This window comes from Pantoea sp. PNT03 (assembly GCF_014852515.1).
Taxonomy (GTDB): domain Bacteria; phylum Pseudomonadota; class Gammaproteobacteria; order Enterobacterales; family Enterobacteriaceae; genus Pantoea; species Pantoea leporis.
Genome location: NZ_JACVBT010000007.1, coordinates 164,364 through 183,430, shown reverse-complemented (window position 1 = coordinate 183,430; position 19,067 = coordinate 164,364). Strand labels below are relative to the sequence as shown.

The window sequence follows — 19,067 nt, the reverse complement described above, 5'->3', positions numbered from 1 at the left end:
CTGTGCTACAAACAGTGCTGAAAATATTTTCGTCATCACAGACGAAGGCCGGAAGAATCAAAAGCGTAGCTTAAGAGTCCACCCGGAATAATTTTTCCTTTACTGGAAACGCTCGACGATTAAACCGCCTGACAGGGAAAAAATGCCCCCTGTGTTTTGGGCACGATTACAACAGAGGATAATAGCGAATGGTTCTCGGCAAACCGCAAACAGACCCTACACTCGAATGGTTCCTGTCCCATTGCCATATTCACAAATATCCATCCAAAAGCACGCTCATCCATCAGGGTGAGAAAGCGGAAACGCTGTACTACATCGTAAAAGGTTCCGTAGCGGTACTGATTAAAGATGAAGAAGGCAAAGAGATGATTCTCTCCTACCTCAATCAGGGGGATTTCATCGGCGAACTCGGTCTTTTCGAAGAAGGCCAGGAACGCAGTGCTTGGGTGCGTGCGAAGTCTGCCTGCGAAGTGGCTGAAATTTCATACAAAAAATTCCGTCAGCTGATTCAGGTAAACCCGGATATTTTAATGCGACTTTCGTCGCAAATGGCGCGTCGTCTGCAAGTGACATCTGAGAAAGTGGGCAACCTTGCCTTCCTCGATGTCACCGGACGTATTGCGCAAACGCTGCTAAATCTGGCCAAACAGCCAGATGCGATGACTCACCCAGACGGGATGCAAATCAAAATCACCCGTCAGGAGATTGGTCAGATCGTGGGCTGCTCACGCGAAACCGTGGGTCGTATCCTGAAAATGCTGGAAGATCAGAACCTGATCTCCGCACACGGTAAAACCATCGTCGTTTACGGCACCCGCTAATTTCTTCTCACCCACGGCGTGATGGCAACATCGCGCCGTTTCTATTTGCGATGAGCTGATGTGGCGCCGAATCATCTATCATCCCGAAGTTAACTATGCGCTGCGGCAAACGCTGGTGCTGTGCCTGCCTGTGGCTCTCGGTTGGCTGTTTGGCGATCTGCAAAAAGGTCTGCTGTTCTCGTTAGTGCCCGCCTGCTGCAACATGGCGGGACTGGATACGCCGCATAAACGCTTCTTCAAACGCCTGATTGTGGGTGGTTCGCTGTTTGCCACCGGCAGTTTCCTGATGCAAATCCTCACCGCTTACCAGATTCCGCTGCCGCTGATTTTGCTGGCGCTGCCGCTGCTGATTGGCGTAACCGGCGAAATCGGCCCGCTGCACGCGCGCCTGCTGCCCGCCACACTCATCGCCGCCATCTTTACGCTCAGCTTAGTGGGACGCATGCCGATGTGGGTGCCGCCGCTGCTCTACATTGGCGGCACGCTGTGGTACGGCTTGTTCAACTGGTTCTGGTTCTGGCTGTGGAAAGAGCAGCCGATGCGCGAATCGCTCAGCCTGCTGTTCCGCGAGCTGGCGGATTACTGCGATGCCAAATACACCTTACTGACGCAGCTGACCGATCCGGAGAAAGCGCTGCCGCCGCTGCTGGCGCGCCAGCAAAAGGCGGTCGACCTCATTACCACCTGTTATCAGCAAATGCATATGCTGTCGGCGAGCCGCGATAACAGCCACAAACGCCTGACGCGCGCCTTTCAGGTTGCGCTGGATTTACAGGAACACATCTCCGTGAGTTTGCATCAGCCCGAAGAGGTGCAGAAACTGGTTGAGGAGAGCCACGCCGAAGCGGTGATTCGCTGGAACGCCAAGATTATCTCGGCGCGGCTGCGCGTGCTGGCGGATGCGATTCTCTACCATCAGCTGCCGGACCGTTTTCACATGGAGAAACAGCTCGGCGCGCTGGAGAAAATTGCACGCCAGCATCCGGATAATCCGGTCGGCAACTTCTGCCTGTACCACTTCAGTCGCATCGCCCGCGTGTTGCGTACGCAGAAGCCGCTCTACACGCGTGACCTGATGGCCGATCGCCAGCGCCGTTTGCCGCTGTTGCCGGCGCTGCGCAGTTATCTGTCATTCAAATCCACCGCGTTACGCACCGCAGCCCGCTTCGCTGTGATGCTGATGTTTGGCAGCTCGCTGGCGCTGTTCTTCAACATCCCCAAACCTTACTGGATTCTGATGACCATCATGTTCGTCAGCCAGAACGGTTACAACGCCACGCGCGTGCGTATTCAGCACCGTGCGCTGGGCACTTTCGCCGGATTGCTGATCGCCGCCGCGTCGCTGCAGCTGGCGGTGCCGGAATCGATCACGCTGCTGTTTATGCTGGGGATTACGCTGGCGAGCTATCTGATCACGCGGAAATATTATGGCTGGTCGATGATTGGCTTTACCGTCACGGCGGTGTATTCGCTGCAATTGCTGTCGCTGAACGGCGCGCAGTTTCTGCTGCCGCGCATGATGGATACCTTGATGGGCTGTTTAATTGCCTTCGCCGGGATGATTTGGCTGTGGCCGCAGTGGCAAAGCGGGCTGCTGCGCAAGAACGCGCACGATGCGCTGGAAGCCTATCAGGAGGCGCTGCAACTGCTGCTGGGGCCGGAACAGTCGCCCGATAAACTGGCTTATCAGCGCATAAAGGTTAATCAGGCGCACAACGCGCTGTTCAACTCATTGAACCAGGCATCGAGCGAGCCGGGCTTTAACCTGCAATATCTGAAAGATATGCGCATGTGGGTTACGCACAGTCAGTTCATCGTCGAGCATATTAATGCCATGACGATTCTGGCGCGCGAGCACACCATGCTGACATCGAAGCTGGCAGAAGGTTATCTGCAATCCTGTGAAATCGCGCTGCAGCGTTGTCAGCAGCGGCTGGCGTATGACGGTCCGGGCAACGACAGCAATATTCTGGAAGCGCCGGAGAATCTTAATGAAGGGCCGGTGACGATTGTCGAACAGCATGTGAAGCGGATCTTGCAGCACCTCAGCGTAATGCACACCATCTCTTCGCTGGCGTGGAGCCAGCGACCGCATCATGGCCGCTGGCTCAAGGTGTTACGTCCGAAAGCGGATTAAGCGGCCAGCACCTTCTCAATCGCGCTGGCGAAACGCGTCATGCCTTCGGCGATATCGGTTGGTTCAATCACCAGCGACGGCACAAAACGGATCACGTCAGTACCGGCGGTGAGAATCATCAGCCCTTCCGCAGCGGAAGCGTTGAGGATGTCACGCGCTTTGCTGGCGAACTGCGGCTTCAGCGCGGCACCAATCAGCAGACCTTTGCCGCGAATCTCGCTGAAGATAGCGAATTTGCTGTCGATGGCTTGCAGCGCTTCAACAAACTGCTGACGACGCGCTTCAACGCCTTCCAGCACTTTTGGCGTATTGATGATATCCAGCGCGGTTTCAGCGATGGCACACGCCAGCGGATTGCCGCCGTAAGTGGTGCCGTGCACGCCCGGCGCCATTACTGAGGCGATTTCGTTGGTGGTCAACATCGCACTCACCGGGAAACCGCCGCCCAGCGCTTTGGCGGTGGTGAGGATATCGGGCCTGATACCGTAATGTTCGTACGCAAAGAGTTTGCCGCTGCGTCCCATGCCGCTCTGCACTTCATCCAGCACCAGCAGCGCATGATGTTCATCACAGAGGGCGCGCAGGCCTTGCATAAATTCTGGCGTAGCCGGCATCACGCCGCCTTCGCCCTGAATCGGCTCGACCACGATGGCGCAGGTATGGTCGTCAATCACCGCTTTCACCGCATCGAGATCGTTGAACGGCACATGCACGATATCCGCCGGTTTTGGACCGAAGCCATCAGAATATTTCGGCTGGCCACCCACCGACACGGTGAACAGCGTGCGACCGTGGAAGGCGTTATGGAAGGCGATGATTTTACTTTTGAACGGGCTGTGTTTTTTGCAGGCGTAATAACGCGCCAGCTTGAATGCCGCTTCATTGGCTTCCGCGCCAGAATTACCGAAAAACACCCGATCGGCAAAGGTCGCGGCAATCAGTTTACTCGCCAGACGCAGCGCCGGTTCGTTGGTGAACACGTTGCTGGTATGCCACAGCGTTTCGCCCTGGGTTTTCAGCGTTTCCACCAGCGCCGGATGACAATGGCCCAATGCAGTCACCGCGATACCGCCAGAGAAATCGATATACTCTTTGCCCTGCTGATCCCACACTCGGCTGCCTTTGCCTTTTACCGGCACAAACTGCGCAGGTGCATAAACAGGCAAAATTACGTTATCGAACGTTTCCCGGGTTACCGCTAGTTTTTCCTCTGCCATTGACGACCTCATCGGGTTATTTGTTGAGCTGATGTGAAATTATAATCACAAAATATGCATAAAAAGTCACACGAAGGCAAACATAAGTTACGCGTTGAGGAAATTAGCCAGCAGCTGATGCCCTTGCTCACTGAGGATGCTTTCCGGATGGAACTGCACGCCTTCCAGCGGCAAGCTGCGATGGCGGAAACCCATGATCTCATCTGGCTGGCCGTCGCGCAGGCTCCACGCGGTGACTTCAAACTCAGCGGGCAGCGTATCGCGCGCCACAATTAATGAGTGATAGCGGGTCACGGTAAGCGGATTATTCAGATCACGAAACACACCTTGGTTGGTGTGCTGAATCAGCGAGGTTTTGCCATGCATCACCTGCCGCGCGCGTACCACCTGCGCGCCATAGGCTTGCGCAATCGCCTGATGTCCAAGGCAAACGCCGAGGATCGGCAAGCGCCCGGCAAAATGGCGAATAGCCGCGAGCGAGATGCCAGATTGATCCGGCGTACATGGGCCCGGCGAAATCACCAGATGCGTCAGCGGCAGCGCTGCCATCTCATCCAGCGTAATGGCGTCGTTGCGCACCACACGCACATCCGCGCCCAGCTCGCAGAAGTATTGGTAGAGATTCCAGGTGAAGGAGTCGTAGTTATCGATTAGCAGCAGCATAGTAGGTCGTAGCAGTGTGTCATTGCGGCAACTGGCGCAAGAAAGGTCGCAAAAAAGCCATGTTAACACCTTCAATCTTAATACCCGCTAGCTGACGAAAAAGATTCTGATTACTCTCGCACCCAGTGCTATATTTTGGAGAGTGACTATGTCAGCTACAACGCGAGTATTCAAAACCAAATGGTTCAGTAAGCAAGCCCGTCGGCATCTTATTGGCGATAAAGAACTTTGTCGGGCAATTACAGCAGTAAAACTGGGTTATGCCGATGATTTGGGTGGTGGCGTATTTAAAAAGCGTCTGCAGCAAAATCGCGATCGCGCCATCATTCTGGCCAAAGGGGGTAAAAACTGGATTTATACCTTTTTATTTGCCAAACAGGATCAGAGTAACCTGAGTGAAAGCGAACTTGAGGGCTTTCGTGAGCTGGCAAAACAATACTCGCTGATTTCAAATGAGGCTCTGAATCGGCTGCTCGCCGTTCGGGAGTTAGTGGAGATGTGTCATGACCATAACGCGTAAATTTAAAAGTCCGGCTTTTGCAGCCATTCACAGCGCGGCATCCGGATTGTTTGAAGTAGATGCCATCAGCAAACAGAGCATGCGTGATTTTGATGAACGTTGCCTGAGCGATGTCGCCGCGCTCGATGCGCAGGCGATTAAGAACTTGCGCGAGAATTTGAATGTTAGTCAGCCGGTTTTTGCCCGCTATCTCAACACCAGTGTGTCAACCGTGCAGAAATGGGAAACCGGGGCTAAACGCCCCGGCGGAATCTCTCTTAAGCTATTGTCCGTGGTGCAAAAGCACGGGCTTGAAGTGTTACTGTAAAACCTTCGCCGGGCTCACCACTTTCGCAAACTGCGCGGTAAGCGGTGCCAGATCGCCGGCGACGCCCGCCGAGATCGCAGCGCGCCACGCATCACGTTCGAGTGTTTCCCACGAAAGCTGATACCCGGCATGCAGTGCCAACTGCTCGAAGAAGATGCGCTGCGCGCGGCCATTGCCGGCGCGGAACGGATGCAGCACGAAGATCTCACAATAGTAATGTGCGATACGCGCCACGAACGCTTCCTGCTCAAGGTCAGCCAGGCCGCGCTCTTCCTCCAGCGCCTGCATCAGCGTGTTGCCCTCCTTCTCGATGTATTCGCAATGACAATACGGCGTTTCATCGCGCCAGATATCAATGGTGCGCAATTCTCCCGCCCAGCTGTAGAGATCCTGAAACAGCGTGCGATGAATATGGCAAAGACGTGGCAAACCGATGCTGCGCTGGCCAAGTTCTAACGTCGCCAGGCGCGCGGTGCTGAAAGCCAGTTCCGCTTTGCGCAGCTGGGCTTCATCGTGAATATCGAGGCGATTCTTCAACACATTGTCGTTATGCCACAAATAGGGATCGCGTACCGCTAAGCTGTTATCCACCATATTGCCTCCTCAGCGACTCGAGTCGCTCCTCAGCATGTTCGGCATCGATAAGAGCTTCGCTATAGGTATATCCGGCCAGTCGACAGCTGGCCTGGTAGCTCGCAGCACGGCGCTGCTGCCACAAAGTGGCTTTCTGTTTCTCAGTGAGTTTGCTAGTCATAGCGCCTCCGGCAAGCAATGAGCCCTAAGTATAAGCAGCAATTTTTTGCTTTGCCGGAGAGCCAATGATGCGCCATGCGAAAATGGCGCGTTTCAGAATTAAGGCAGGACTTTGGCGGAGAGGATAACAATCGGTTTTGACGGCACATTTTGGTACGGTCCCACATCTTTGGTAGGGACCTGCGCAATCTTGTCGATCACATCCTGGCCTTTCACAACTTTACCAAATACCGCATAGCCGAAATCACGCTGACCGTGATCGAGGAACGCATTATCGGCTACGTTGAGGAAGAACTGGCTGGTGGCGCTGTCTTTATCTGCGGTACGTGCCATCGAAATGGTGCCGCGCAGATTACGCAAGCCGTTGTCGGCTTCGTTTTTGATCGGCGCTACCGTTTGCTTCTGCTGCATGTCGGTAGTGAAACCGCCGCCCTGAATCATAAAGCCAGGAATAACGCGGTGGAAAATGGTGTTGTTGTAGAAACCATTGTTGACGTAATCAACGAAGTTTTTCACCGAAACCGGGGCTTTCTGGTTGTTCAGTTCGAGTTCAATATTGCCCGCAGAGGTGGTGAGCAGCACATGAGGATCGCCTTTTGCGGCGAGCGCGGCAGACGATACGGAAGAGAGCGCTAACAGGGCAACCGCCGCTGTCAAAGTACGTTTAAGCATGAAAGATTCCTTACCATGGAGAGCTAGCTCAAAAACGAGATTGATTGTAAAGAGCATGTGATCCAAGAGCCAGCGTTTTACCGATATTTACGCGGATGTTGCTATTGTCATACTTTTGCCATCACGCAATCATTTGCGTGATGAAAATCACACTCTCAATGAAATATTTCCGCCTTGTTACACTCGTTGTTTATTAAGATCACAGCAACACTTACAATTCATGACACTTTTGCCACCTTCGGCGCTTAACAGGTTCAGAACATGACAAACCGTAATCGCATTGGCCTTACCTGGATTAGCTATTTCTCCTATGCGCTCACCGGCGCACTGGTGATCGTTACCGGTATGGTGCTGGACAATATCGCGCACTATTTCCAGCGCCCTATTTCAGAAATGAGCAACACCTTCACATTCCTCAATGCGGGCATTTTGGTGTCGGTGTTCCTGAACGCCTGGCTGATGGTGATTGTGCCGTTGAAGCGCCAGCTGATCTTTGGCTTTGTGCTGATGATCCTCGCCGTTGCCGGTCTGATGACCAGCCACGATCTCACCGTCTTCTCGCTGTGCATGTTTATCCTCGGCGTCGTCAGCGGCATCACGATGTCGATCGGTACCTTCCTGATCACCCATCTGTACGATGGCCGTCAGCGCGGCGCACGTCTGCTGTTTACCGATTCGTTCTTCAGCATGGCGGGCACCATCTTCCCGATCATCGCCGGTATCCTGCTGGCGCGCGCGCTGCCGTGGTATTGGGTTTACGCCTGCATCGGCATCATTTATGTCGCGATCTTTGTGCTGACGCTGTTCATTGAGTTCCCGGTGCTGAAAAGCGAAGCGGCTAAGCCAGGCGTTGAGAAAGAGAAATGGGGCATCGGCGTGCTGTTCCTGTCGATTGCAGCACTCTGCTATATCCTCGGCCAGCTCGGCTTCATCTCGTGGGTGCCGGAATACGCCACCAAATCGATGGGCATGGATATCGCCGCTGCCGGTCAGTTGGTAGGTAACTTCTGGACCGCGTACATGGTCGGCATGTGGGTGTTCAGCTTCGTACTGCGCTTCTTCGATCTGCAGCGCATCCTGATGGTGCTGGCGGCGCTGGCAACCGGTTTGATGTACTGGTTCGTCACTTCTAAAGACGCCAGCATGCTGCACTGGATCATCATGACGCTGGGCTTCAGCTCAAGCGCGATTTACACCACCATCATCACGCTGGGATCGCTGCAAACCAAGGTCTCTTCACCGAAGCTGGTGAACTTCATCCTGACCTGCGGCACCGTCGGCACCATGTTGACCTTCGTGGTAACCGGCCCAATCGTGGCGCAAGGTGGCGCACATGCTGCGCTCTCAACGGCTAACGGTTTGTACGCCGTGGTGTTTGTGATGTGTGTTCTGCTCGGCTTTGTGACCAAACATCGCCAGCACGGTCACGTCACCCACTAAGTTTGACGGGCGGACCGCGGTCCGCCCTGCTCTTCAGCGTTTGAAGGTTACCGCTTCTTTTCCCGCTAAATAGATCTCGCTGCTGGCGGGCTGCGTCGCAGCGACCAACACACCTTTACGCACTGAATAACGCACCGGCACCTGACGCCGCACCGCATCAAATCCACTCTCCGCCGGCAGGATAATCAGACTGGCATCATTACCTGCTTCAATACCGTAATTCGTCAGCTGCAGGGTTTTGGCGCTGTTGGCGGTAATCAGCTGCAATCCATTATCAATCTGCTCGTAACCCATCAGCTGACAGACATGCAATCCCATGTGCAGCACCTGCAGCATGCTGGCAGTGCCGAGCGGATACCAGGGATCGAACACATCATCGTGGCCAAAGCAGACGTTGATATTTGCTTCCATAAGCTCTTTCACCCGCGTGATGCCGCGACGTTTCGGATAGCTATCAAAGCGCCCTTGCAGATGGATATTCACCAGCGGATTGGCGACAAAGTTGATATTTGAGAGCTTAAGCAGACGGAACAGCCGCGACGTGTAGGCATTGTTGTAGGAGTGCATCGCCGTGGTGTGGCTGGCGGTGACGCGCTCGCCGTTGCCATCGCGGTGTGCCAGCGCCGCCACGGTTTCGACAAAGCGCGACTGCTCATCGTCGATCTCGTCGCAGTGCACATCCACCAGCCGATCGTAGCGATTAGCCAGCGCAAAGGTTTTATGCAGCGACTCCACGCCGTATTCGCGGGTGAATTCGTAGTGCGGAATCGCACCTACCACATCCGCGCCCATGCGTAGCGCCTCTTCCAGCAACGCTTCGCCGTTGGGATAAGAGAGAATGCCTTCCTGCGGAAACGCCACAATCTGGATGTCGATCCACGGCGCCATTTCCGCTTTCACCTCCAGCATCGCTGTTAACGCGGTCAGCGTGGGATCGGAGACATCGACGTGAGTCCGCACATGCTGAATCCCGTTGGCGATTTGCCACTTCAGGGTTTGCTGCGCGCGCTGTTTCACGTCGTCATGGCTCAGTAGCGCTTTGCGCTCCGCCCAGCGCTCGATGCCTTCAAACAGCGTGCCGGATTGGTTCCAGGCGGGTTCGCCAGCGGTTTGCGTGGTATCGAGGTGAATATGCGGCTCGATAAACGGCGCGCTCGCCAGTCCGCCCTCCGCATCCAGCGCGTCAGGCTGGGCTGCGGTTTGCGGCGGCTGTGGGCGAATTTGCGTAATCTTGCCGTTGGCGATTTCGATCTGCCACAAGCCTTGCTGGCCCGCTAAGCGCAGGTTGTTGATCCACTTCAGTGACGGGTCGGCCATGCCTTACTCCTGTAAAACACAAAACCTAAAGCTAGCATGAAAACCCCTGTCACCGCGGGCACATTCCGTAGCGGTGCAATTTATTGCGCGATGAATCGTGCCGCTACGGAATGTGCGGCGAAGAAATGATTAGGTAATTATCAACCAAATAAGCCACTTAACTAATTCGTTCAAAATCAGTTACATAACTCGAAATAGGTATATAAGGGTGCGCTTGATGTATATCAATAAGTTCCAAAAGCGCCGCGCTAAGGTAGGCGCAGATACCGCAATTTTTGAGGCAAGCATGAGCAAGCACAGTGTCGTTATTATTGGCAACGGCATGGTCGGCCACCGCTTTATAGAAGAACTTATCGATAAAGATGAATCTAATCAGTTTGCGATAACCGTTTTCTGTGAAGAACCTCGCGTCGCCTATGACCGCGTCCACCTTTCCGCCTATTTTTCCCATCACACCGCCGAAGAACTCTCACTGGTTCGCGAAGGGTATTACGAAAAGCATCAGGTAAAGCTGCTGCTCGGCGAACGCGCCATCACCATTAACCGCGATGAAAAACTGATTCACTCGAATAGCGGTCGCGCGGTGCATTACGACACGCTGATTTTCGCCACCGGCTCTTATCCGTGGATTCCACCGATTACCGGCGCGGAAGGCAGTGATTGCTATGTCTATCGCACCATTGAAGATCTCAACGCCATTGAAGCCTGTTCACGCCGCAGCAAACGCGGCGCGGTAATTGGCGGCGGCCTGTTGGGACTGGAAGCGGCAGGCGCGCTGAAAAACCTCGGCGTCGAAACCCACGTCATTGAGTTCGCGCCGGTGCTGATGGCGGAACAGCTCGATCCGCAAGGCGGCGAGCAGCTGCGTCGCAAGATCGAGCAGATGGGCGTGCGCGTTCACACCGGCAAAAACACCCAGCAGATCGTCCATCACGCGCAAGGCGGTAAAACGCTGGAGTTTGCTGACGGCAGCGCGCTGGATGTCGATTTCATCGTCTTCTCCACCGGCATTCGCCCGCAAGACAAGTTGGCCAAACAGTGCGGTCTGCAGCTGGGCGCGCGCGGCGGTATCGCCATTGACGATCATTGCCAGACCAGCGATGCGGATATCTTCGCCATTGGTGAGTGTGCCGCCTGGCAGAACCGTATTTATGGCTTAGTCGCGCCAGGCTACAAAATGGCGCAGGTCGCCAGCGATCGGCTGGTTGGCCGCGACAACGCGTTTGCCGGAGCAGATATGAGCGCCAAGCTGAAACTGCTGGGCGTTGATGTCGGTGGCATTGGTGATGCGCATGGCCGCACGCCGGGCGCGCGCAGCTTCGTGTGGCTTGATGAGCAGAAAAATATCTATAAGCGCCTGATCGTCAGCGAAGATAACCGCACGCTGCTGGGCGCGGTGCTGGTCGGTGACACCAGCGATTACGGCAATCTGCTGCAGCTGGCGCTGAATAACATCGCGCTACCGGAAAATCCGACGTTGCTGATCCTGCCTGCGGGCAGCGGCGAGAAGCCGGTAATGGGGGCTGATGCGCTGCCGGACAGCGCGCAAATCTGTTCCTGCTTCGACGTCAGCAAAGGCGATATCGTCAAAGCGGTGCAAGGCGGTTGCCACACCGTCGCAGCGCTGAAAACCGAAACCCGCGCCGGCACCGGCTGCGGCGGCTGTATTCCGTTGATTACTCAGGTGCTGAACGCTGAATTGAGCCGTCAGGGCATCGAAGTGAACAATCATTTGTGCGCGCACTTCCCCTATTCGCGTCAGGAACTGTATCACCTGATTCGCGTGGAAGAGATCACATCGTTCGACGCGCTGCTGGCGAAATATGGTCAGGGCTACGGCTGCGAGGTGTGTAAACCGACGGTTGGTTCACTGCTGGCTTCCTGCTGGAACGAATATGTGCTGAAGCCACAGCTCGCACCGCTGCAGGACAGCAACGATCTGTTCCTCGGCAATATTCAGAAAGACGGTACTTACTCGGTGATCCCGCGCTCGGCAGGAGGCGAAATCACGCCGGAAGGATTGATGGCGATTGGCGCCGTGGCGCGCCAGTACAATCTCTACACCAAAATCACTGGCTCGCAGCGTATTGGCCTGTTTGGTGCGCAGCGCGATGATCTGCCGGCGATCTGGACGCAGCTGATTGATGCCGGTTTTGAAACCGGACAAGCGTATGCCAAAGCGCTGCGCATGGCGAAAACCTGCGTCGGCAGCGTCTGGTGCCGCTTTGGCGTAGGCGATAGCCTCGGCTTCGGCATTGAGCTGGAGCATCGCTACAAAGGCATTCGTACCCCGCACAAGATGAAGTTTGGCGTCTCCGGCTGCACGCGCGAATGCGCCGAAGCGCAGGGCAAAGACGTGGGTATCATCGCCACCGAGAAAGGCTGGAACCTGTATGTGTGCGGCAATGGCGGCATGAAGCCACGTCACGCCGATTTGCTGGCTGCCGATCTTGATCGCGATACGCTGCTGCACTATCTCGACCGCTTCATGATGTTCTACATCCGCACCGGCGATCGCCTGCAGCGCACCTCGCTGTGGCTGGAAAGCATGGAAGGCGGCATTGACTATCTACGCAGCGTGATTATTGATGACAAACTCGGTCTGAATACGCAGCTTGAAACGGAGCTGGCGCGTCTGCGCGCGGCAGTGGAATGTGAATGGACCGCGACGCTGCAGGATCCGCAGCAGCAGCGTCACTTCCGCACTTTCATCAACAGCGATCGCCGCGATCCGCTGGTACAGCACATCAACCAACGCGATCAGCATCGTCCGGCGCAACCCGCCGAGCGCATTGCGGTCACTCTGATTGAGGAGATCGACGCATGAGCCAGTGGCATTCGGTGTGTGAACTCAGCCAAATTCTGCCTGCGACCGGCGTATGTGCGCTGATCAAAGGCCAGCAGATTGCCCTCTTCCGTCCGCACGACGATGAGCAACTCTACGCCTTGAGCAATATCGATCCTTTCGCCCAAGCCAGCGTGTTGTCACGCGGTCTGATTGCGGAGCACCAGCAGGCGCTGTGGGTGGCGAGTCCACTGAAGAAACAGCGCTTCCGCCTGAGCGATGGCTTGTGTCTGGAAGACGAAGCGCGCTCGGTGGCGAGCTATCCGGTGCGCGTTCGCGATGGCAAGGTCGAGATCTGCGCCTGACAGCATTCCTTCACTTTATGAGACGTCACTATGTTTACTGACACCCTGAATAAATGCGCCGCCAACGCGGCGCGCATTGTGCGTACGGCGCAGCACAGCCCGCTGGCCTTCTGGATCAGCTCGGCGATGGCGGGCGCTTACGTTGGCCTGGCGATTATCCTGATCTTCACGCTCGGCAATCTGGTCGATCCGGCTTATCGTCCGCTGCTGATGGGCGCGACTTTCGGTATCGCTTTAACGCTGGTGATCATCGCTGGTTCCGAGTTGTTCACCGGCCACACCATGTTCCTGACCATCGGCGTCAAAGCCGGCAGCATCAAGCAAGGCCAGATGTGGTGCGTGCTGCCGCAAACCTGGCTGGGTAATCTTGTCGGTTCAGTATTCGTCGCGCTGATTTATTACTATGCGGCGGGACCGCTGCTGCCAAATGCCGGATCGCTGCTGCACAGCGCGGCGCTGGCAAAAACCACGCAGCCAGCCATGGCGCTGTTCTTTAAAGGCGCGCTCTGTAACTGGCTGGTCTGCCTGGCGATTTGGATGGCGGTGCGTACCGAAGGCACGGCGAAGTTCATCGCCATCTGGTGGTGTTTGCTGGCGTTCATCGCTTCCGGCTACGAACACTCGATTGCCAACATGACGGTCTTTGCGCTGTCGTGGTTTGGTCAGCATAATGCCGACTTCACGCTAAGCGGCATCGGCCACAACCTGCTGTGGGTGACGCTGGGCAATATGTTCTCCGGCATGGTGCTGATGGGCCTCGGTTACTGGTACGCCACACCGCAGGCGCAGCGCCCGCAGGCCGAAGCGCAAGCCGCGCCGCTCAAAACCGCATAACACTTTTTCAGCCCGCCTTGCGCGGGCTTTTTTCAGGATGAGCTATGGACTACTTTCCGCTGTTTTGCCGCCTGCAAGGCAAGCGCTGTTTGCTGGTGGGCGGTGGCGATGTGGCAGAACGCAAAGCGCGTTTGCTGTTGGACGCCGGTGCCAATTTGCAGGTTGGCGCGCTGGATTTCTCTCCCGCTTTTCAGCAGTGGGCACAACAGGGAAAGTTGACCTTACTCCCCGGCGCGTTTGACGAGCGCTGGCTCGCGGGTTGTTGGCTGGTGATTGCCGCCACCGATGATGATGCGGTGAATCAGCAGGTTGGCGATGCGGCTGAGCGGCGGCGCATCTTTTGCAATCTGGTGGATGCGCCGCAGGAAGCCAGCGCGATTATGCCGTCGATTGTCGACCGTTCGCCGCTGATGATCGCCGTGTCATCTGGCGGTCGCGCGCCGGTGCTGGCGCGTTTGCTGCGTGAAAAACTTGAAGCGATGCTGCCACAACATCTGGGTGAGTTAGCGTCCTTAGCCGGATCGTTGCGCAATCGTGTGAAGCGTAGCTTTAACAGCATGGCGCAGCGGCGCGCTTTCTGGGAGCGCTTCTTCGTGAGCGATCGTCTGGCGCAAACCCTGGCGAATGGCGATCGGCCACGCGCCGAGCACATCGTCGAGACCTTGTTCGATGCGCCGCTGTCGCAGCAAGGCGAAGTGGTGCTGGTAGGCGCCGGGCCGGGCGATGCGGGGCTGCTGACGCTGAAAGGTTTGCAGCACATCCAGCAGGCCGATGTGGTGGTGTATGACCGCCTGGTCTCGGCGCCGATTCTTAATCTGGTCCGCCGCGATGCGGAGCGCATCTTTGTCGGCAAACAAGCCGGCAATCACTGCGTACCGCAATCGCAGATCAACCAGGTTTTACTTGAGCAGGCGCAGAGCGGCAAGCGGGTGGTGCGACTAAAAGGTGGCGATCCCTTTATCTTCGGCCGCGGCGGTGAAGAGCTGGAACTGCTGGCGCAGCACAACATCCCGTTTAGCGTGGTGCCGGGCATCACCGCCGCCTCGGGCTGTTCTGCTTACAGCGGTATTCCGCTGACGCATCGCGACCACGCGCAGAGCGTGCGTTTCGTCACCGGCCATTTGCAGCAGCATGGTAAAATTGAGTGGCGCAAGCTGGCGGCTGAACAGCAAACGCTGGTGTTCTATATGGGGCTGGCGCAGGCGCCGGAAATTCAGCAGCAGCTGTTGCAACACGGCATGGATGCTGCGATGCCGGTGGCGATCGTGCAGAATGGCACCACGCCGCAGCAGCGCGTTGAGACCGCAACGCTGGCGGAACTGGCCACGCTGGCGCAGCAGTTTGCCAGTCCGGCTCTGATTATTGTTGGTCGCGTGGTGGAACTGCGTTCTCAGTTACGCTGGTTTTGAAACGGCAAAAAACTGTACAGCGCTGCGCTTTGTCGCCAGACTATGGGCCATCTTTCTCGTCAATAAGGAGTTTCCATGCGCGTTGCTTCACGGATTTGCGCGTTGTTATTGCCGTTAAGCGCGGTTGCTACCGCCGCACCGGTTACCTGGTCGAACGTGGTGGGTGAATGGCAGGTGGTGGCGGTAACGCCTAAGAAGGAAGTCGGTCAGCTGTATATCAAGAATGATCCACAGTTTATGGGCGCGCGCGTGGCGTTTAAGCTGAATGCGATCACCTGGACGCGCGGCACTGCTGAGCGCAGCATCAATCCTTCCGTCGATAACTGCAACGCTAAGCCGCGCCTGAGCGCCGCCAATGGCGCGGGCCAGGATCGTGATTTCACCTTCCGTTACGGTTTCAATGTGAGTTGTGGCAACCAGGCGTGGGGACCTGCGCCGGGCGCGGTGATCAGCGTGCTGGCTGACGGTAACGCCCGCCTGTTCTGGGATGGCGCGGAACTGGCGTTACATCGCATCAAATAAAAAACGGCGGGTCAAATGACCCGCCGTTCTGTTCTATTCCGCAAACCGCTTACGGCTGTGCGACAAAACCTACCGCTTCATACACTTTCTTCAGCGTTTCCTGCGCATGAGCGCGGGCTTTTGCTGCGCCATCGCGCATCACCTGATTCAGCAACTCTTCATCGTTACGGAAACGATGATAGCGCTCCTGCAGCTCGGTCAACATGCCGGAAACCGCTTCAGCCACTTCACCTTTCAGATGGCCGTACATTTTGCCTTCGAACTCTTGCTCCAGCTGCGCAATGGTTTTACCGGTCACGCCCGCAAGAATATCCAGCAGGTTTGATACACCGGCTTTCTCTTTGACGTCGTAGCGCACCACTGGCGGCTCGGCGGAGTCGGTTACCGCACGTTTGATCTTCTTCACCACCGCTTTGGTGTCTTCCAGCAGACCAATCACGTTGTTACGGTTGTCGTCTGACTTGGACATTTTTTTGGTCGGCTCAAGCAGCGACATCACGCGTGCACCCGATTTCGGAATGAACGGTTCAGGCACTTTGAACACATCGCCGTACAGCGCATTGAAACGCTGGGCGATATCGCGGCTCAGCTCCAGGTGCTGCTTCTGATCTTCGCCAACCGGGACCTGATTGGTTTGATAGAGCAGGATATCGGCCGCCATCAGCACCGGATAATCAAACAGGCCTGCGGTGATGTTTTCAGAGTAGCGCGCAGATTTATCTTTGAACTGCGTCATGCGGCTCAGCTCGCCAAAATAGGCGTAGCAGTTCAGCACCCAGCTCAGCTGCGCATGCTCTGGCACGTGCGACTGTACAAAGATGGTGCTCTTCGCCGGGTCGATGCCGCAGGCAAGATAGAGCGCTAAGGTATCCAGCGTGGCTTTACGCAGCGCGGTTGGATCCTGACGTACGGTGATGGCGTGCAGATCGACGATGCAGTAAATGCAGTGAAAATCATCCTGCATCTGCACCCACTGACGCAGCGCACCCATATAGTTGCCAATGGTCAGTTCACCGGAAGGCTGGGCGCCGCTGAAAACGATGGGTTTGCTCATGTTATGTCCTGATAATCACAGCCCGATAGCGGGCAAAAGTTCGTCAAAAGAGTCGAGAGTTAAATCGGGTTGGCTGGTAGCAATCGGCTCGCCGTAGTTGTAGCCGAATGTCATACCGATGTTCGGTACGCCTGCCGCCTGGGCCGCGAGAATATCATTGCGAGAATCGCCGACAAACAGTAATTGTCCCGGAAGCACGCCAAAATGGCCAAGGACGAGGAAAATGGCCGCTGGATGGGGCTTTTTCACAATTACGTCGTCACCGCCGATAATCTGCGTGAAGTACTCAGCAATCCCGAGCGACTTCAGCAGCGGCGCCACAAATGGCGTTGGCTTGTTGGTGACGATCGCCAACGGCAGGCCTTTCGCCTGCAAAGCCGCCAGCGTCTCTACTACCTGCGGGAACAGCGTACTGCCCGCTTCTACCGTTTGCGCGTAATGTTTGTCAAACAGCGCACGCGCATCGCGTTGCTCTTCGGCATGCGGCTCGCGTCCCAGCGCCCAGGTCAGCGCGCGGGTCATCATCACGTCAGCGCCGTTACCAATCCAGGTAGAAGCCAATGCCAAACCCGGCGGCGGCAGCTGCAGATCGCTCAGCGCATGATCGATGGCTTGTGCCAGGCCCGGTGCGCTATCGACCAGCGTACCGTCGAGGTCAAACGCCAGCGCGCGGATATCAGTGAAATGAGCCATTAACTTTCTCCAGTTCGCCACGCATCTCATCGATCACTTTTTTGTAATCCGGATGACCGAAGATCGCGGAACCGGCAACAAACATATCGGCACCGGCGGCAGCAATCTGGCCGATGTTATCGATTTTCACGCCGCCATCCACTTCCAGACGAATGTTGTAGCCACTCTCATCAATCAGGCGACGCGCCTGACGCAGTTTGTCGAGCGTACCGGGAATGAAGGATTGACCGCCAAAGCCTGGGTTCACCGACATCAGCAGAATGATGTCCAGCTTATCCATTACATAATCGAGGTAGTGGAGCGGCGTCGCAGGGTTGAACACCAGACCCGCTTTGCAACCATGCTCTTTGATCAGCTGCAGCGTGCGATCAACATGCTCGCTGGCTTCCGGGTGGAAAGTGATGAAGGTGGCGCCCGCTTTAGCGAATTCCGGGATCAATGCATCCACAGGTTTAACCATCAGATGCACATCAATAGGTGCAGTGATGCCGTAATCGCGCAGCGCTTTAAGCACCATCGGCCCCATCGTCAGATTGGGAACGTAGTGGTTATCCATCACATCGAAATGGACCACATCACCACCTGCCGCCAGCGCTTTGGCCGTGTCTTCACCCAAACGCGCGAAGTCAGCAGCCAGAATTGATGGGGCCAGTAAAAATTGTTTCATCCGATTCTCCCAATTTTGTGCGCCAGCCTGAGCTGGCGTAATGCCTTGGTCGCGGACGAAACAGGCTAGCGGAAAAGCGCTAGCAGTTCGTCGACTTGCGTGCGACCACTTATGCTTCGGCTGATGGAACGCCGGGCTTTGACTATGTGTAAATCCGCATTCTGATACCACTCACGCGTGAGTACCGTATCGTGGTTTGAAATCAGTACCGGGATGCGATTTTGCTGCGAAAGCTTATTGGCTAACTCAGCCAGATGCTGCTGCTCGCGCAGACTAAAACTGTTGGTGTGGTAAGCGGTAAAATTTGCTGTCGCCGAAAGCGGGGCATACGGCGGATCGCAATAAACCACTGAGCCTTCAACGGCGTTGTTCAGAGTAACATCGTACGATTCACAGACAAAGGTCGCTTTTTGCGCCCGTTCGGCAAACCAGAGCAGCTCCGCTTCCGGGAAGTACGGCTTGCGATACCGGCCAAAAGGCACGTTAAACTCACCGCGCAAATTGTAGCGGCACAGACCGTTATAACCGTGGCGATTGAGATACAGAAACAGCACCGCGCGCTGATATTCATCTTTGCTCGCATTAAAGGCGATGCGCTGCGCGTAGTAGGTTTCTGCCGTGTTGCCTTCAGCGTTGAAAAGCTGGCGCGCGTCTTCAATGAAAGCCGCGGTACGCGTTTTGACGATGTTATACAGATTGATGAGATCACCGTTGATGTCCGCCAGGTGATAGCGGTCATAGTCGGTGTTGAGGAACACGGAACCGGCGCCGACAAAGGGTTCGATTAGACAATCACCTTGTGGCAAATGACGACGGATGTCATCGAGGAGCGGGTATTTCCCTCCGGCCCATTTCAGGAAAGCGCGATTTTTTTTCATGCTGTCGTGGTTA

The 19,067-nt window shown here is 55.9% G+C and carries 20 protein-coding genes; 10 read left to right on the top strand and 10 right to left on the bottom strand.

Annotated elements, in window-relative coordinates; genetic code table 11:
- Positions 1-188 precede the first annotated feature (188 nt).
- Complete coding sequence (crp, locus tag IB226_RS21875) at positions 189-821, top strand: cAMP-activated global transcriptional regulator CRP (protein ID WP_003852956.1); 633 nt, start codon at positions 189-191, stop codon at positions 819-821.
- A 58-nt stretch (positions 822-879) separates the two neighbouring features.
- Complete coding sequence (locus IB226_RS21870) at positions 880-2,958, top strand: YccS/YhfK family putative transporter (protein ID WP_101762650.1); 2,079 nt, start codon at positions 880-882, stop codon at positions 2,956-2,958.
- On the opposite strand, the gene IB226_RS21865 is transcribed toward IB226_RS21870, so the two are convergent.
- A complete protein-coding gene (locus IB226_RS21865; protein WP_192236993.1) occupies positions 2,955-4,175 on the bottom strand; it encodes an aspartate aminotransferase family protein in 1,221 nt (406 codons plus the stop codon). The two genes, IB226_RS21870 and IB226_RS21865, sit on opposite strands and share 4 nt — an antisense overlap.
- Positions 4,176-4,262: 87 nt before the next feature.
- Positions 4,263-4,838, bottom strand: coding sequence for an aminodeoxychorismate synthase component II (locus IB226_RS21860; protein ID WP_137386648.1), 576 nt, complete (start codon positions 4,836-4,838; stop codon positions 4,263-4,265).
- 148 nt (positions 4,839-4,986) lie between these two features.
- Here IB226_RS21860 and IB226_RS21855 point away from each other — a divergent pair, with 148 nt between their 5' ends.
- On the top strand, positions 4,987-5,358 hold the full coding sequence (locus IB226_RS21855; RefSeq protein WP_192236992.1) for a type II toxin-antitoxin system RelE/ParE family toxin: 372 nt from the start codon (positions 4,987-4,989) through the stop codon (positions 5,356-5,358).
- Positions 5,342-5,665 (top strand): DNA-binding transcriptional regulator, encoded by a 324-nt coding sequence (locus tag IB226_RS21850; RefSeq protein WP_192236991.1) that lies wholly within the window; start codon positions 5,342-5,344, stop codon positions 5,663-5,665. Before IB226_RS21855 ends, IB226_RS21850 begins: the two co-directional genes overlap by 17 nt.
- On the opposite strand, the gene IB226_RS21845 is transcribed toward IB226_RS21850, so the two are convergent.
- From IB226_RS21845 to ppiA, 3 genes are all read right to left on the bottom strand, one after another.
- Positions 5,657-6,259, bottom strand: coding sequence for a putative adenosine monophosphate-protein transferase Fic (locus IB226_RS21845; protein ID WP_192236990.1), 603 nt, complete (start codon positions 6,257-6,259; stop codon positions 5,657-5,659). The genes IB226_RS21850 and IB226_RS21845 overlap by 9 nt on opposite strands.
- A complete protein-coding gene (locus IB226_RS21840) occupies positions 6,249-6,419 on the bottom strand; it encodes a YhfG family protein (protein WP_101762654.1) in 171 nt (56 codons plus the stop codon). The genes IB226_RS21845 and IB226_RS21840 overlap by 11 nt, the downstream gene beginning before the upstream one ends.
- Positions 6,420-6,517: 98 nt before the next feature.
- Entirely contained in the window at positions 6,518-7,090 is a 573-nt protein-coding gene (ppiA, locus tag IB226_RS21835) for a peptidylprolyl isomerase A (protein WP_008101803.1), read from the bottom strand.
- A gap of 261 nt (positions 7,091-7,351) precedes the next feature.
- On the opposite strand from ppiA, the gene tsgA reads away from it, so the two are divergent.
- Positions 7,352-8,530 carry an MFS transporter TsgA gene (tsgA, locus tag IB226_RS21830; RefSeq protein ID WP_192236989.1) on the top strand — a complete coding sequence of 393 codons (1,179 nt, stop codon included), beginning with the start codon at positions 7,352-7,354 and terminating at the stop codon, positions 8,528-8,530.
- A gap of 33 nt (positions 8,531-8,563) precedes the next feature.
- On the opposite strand, the gene IB226_RS21825 is transcribed toward tsgA, so the two are convergent.
- Positions 8,564-9,847, bottom strand: coding sequence for a cytosine deaminase (locus tag IB226_RS21825; RefSeq protein ID WP_192236988.1), 1,284 nt, complete (start codon positions 9,845-9,847; stop codon positions 8,564-8,566).
- 286 nt (positions 9,848-10,133) lie between these two features.
- Between IB226_RS21825 and nirB the strand changes: the two genes are divergently transcribed.
- From nirB to IB226_RS21800, 5 genes are all read left to right on the top strand, one after another.
- The gene (gene nirB / locus IB226_RS21820) at positions 10,134-12,674 is read left to right on the top strand and encodes a nitrite reductase large subunit NirB (RefSeq protein ID WP_192236987.1); all 2,541 of its coding nucleotides are present in this window, start codon (positions 10,134-10,136) and stop codon (positions 12,672-12,674) included.
- Positions 12,671-12,997 (top strand): nitrite reductase small subunit NirD, encoded by a 327-nt coding sequence (gene nirD, locus IB226_RS21815; protein ID WP_101762658.1) that lies wholly within the window; start codon positions 12,671-12,673, stop codon positions 12,995-12,997. The genes nirB and nirD overlap by 4 nt, the downstream gene beginning before the upstream one ends.
- Before the next feature lie 30 nt (positions 12,998-13,027).
- Complete coding sequence (gene nirC, locus IB226_RS21810; RefSeq protein WP_192236986.1) at positions 13,028-13,831, top strand: nitrite transporter NirC; 804 nt, start codon at positions 13,028-13,030, stop codon at positions 13,829-13,831.
- A gap of 44 nt (positions 13,832-13,875) precedes the next feature.
- Positions 13,876-15,240 carry a siroheme synthase CysG gene (cysG, locus tag IB226_RS21805; RefSeq protein ID WP_192236985.1) on the top strand — a complete coding sequence of 455 codons (1,365 nt, stop codon included), beginning with the start codon at positions 13,876-13,878 and terminating at the stop codon, positions 15,238-15,240.
- A gap of 75 nt (positions 15,241-15,315) precedes the next feature.
- Complete coding sequence (locus tag IB226_RS21800) at positions 15,316-15,762, top strand: hypothetical protein (RefSeq protein WP_192236984.1); 447 nt, start codon at positions 15,316-15,318, stop codon at positions 15,760-15,762.
- Positions 15,763-15,811: 49 nt separating this feature from the next.
- On the opposite strand, the gene trpS is transcribed toward IB226_RS21800, so the two are convergent.
- The 4 genes from trpS to dam all read right to left on the bottom strand — a co-directional run bounded on the left by trpS (position 15,812) and on the right by dam (position 19,054).
- Positions 15,812-16,816: a tryptophan--tRNA ligase gene (gene trpS / locus IB226_RS21795; RefSeq protein WP_101762662.1), complete on the bottom strand. Its 1,005-nt coding sequence runs from the start codon at positions 16,814-16,816 to the stop codon at positions 15,812-15,814.
- A 15-nt stretch (positions 16,817-16,831) separates the two neighbouring features.
- Entirely contained in the window at positions 16,832-17,509 is a 678-nt protein-coding gene (locus tag IB226_RS21790; protein ID WP_192236983.1) for a phosphoglycolate phosphatase, read from the bottom strand.
- Entirely contained in the window at positions 17,493-18,176 is a 684-nt protein-coding gene (gene rpe / locus IB226_RS21785; RefSeq protein ID WP_101762664.1) for a ribulose-phosphate 3-epimerase, read from the bottom strand. The genes IB226_RS21790 and rpe overlap by 17 nt, the downstream gene beginning before the upstream one ends.
- Before the next feature lie 65 nt (positions 18,177-18,241).
- Entirely contained in the window at positions 18,242-19,054 is an 813-nt protein-coding gene (gene dam / locus IB226_RS21780; protein ID WP_101762665.1) for an adenine-specific DNA-methyltransferase, read from the bottom strand.
- Positions 19,055-19,067 lie beyond the last annotated feature (13 nt).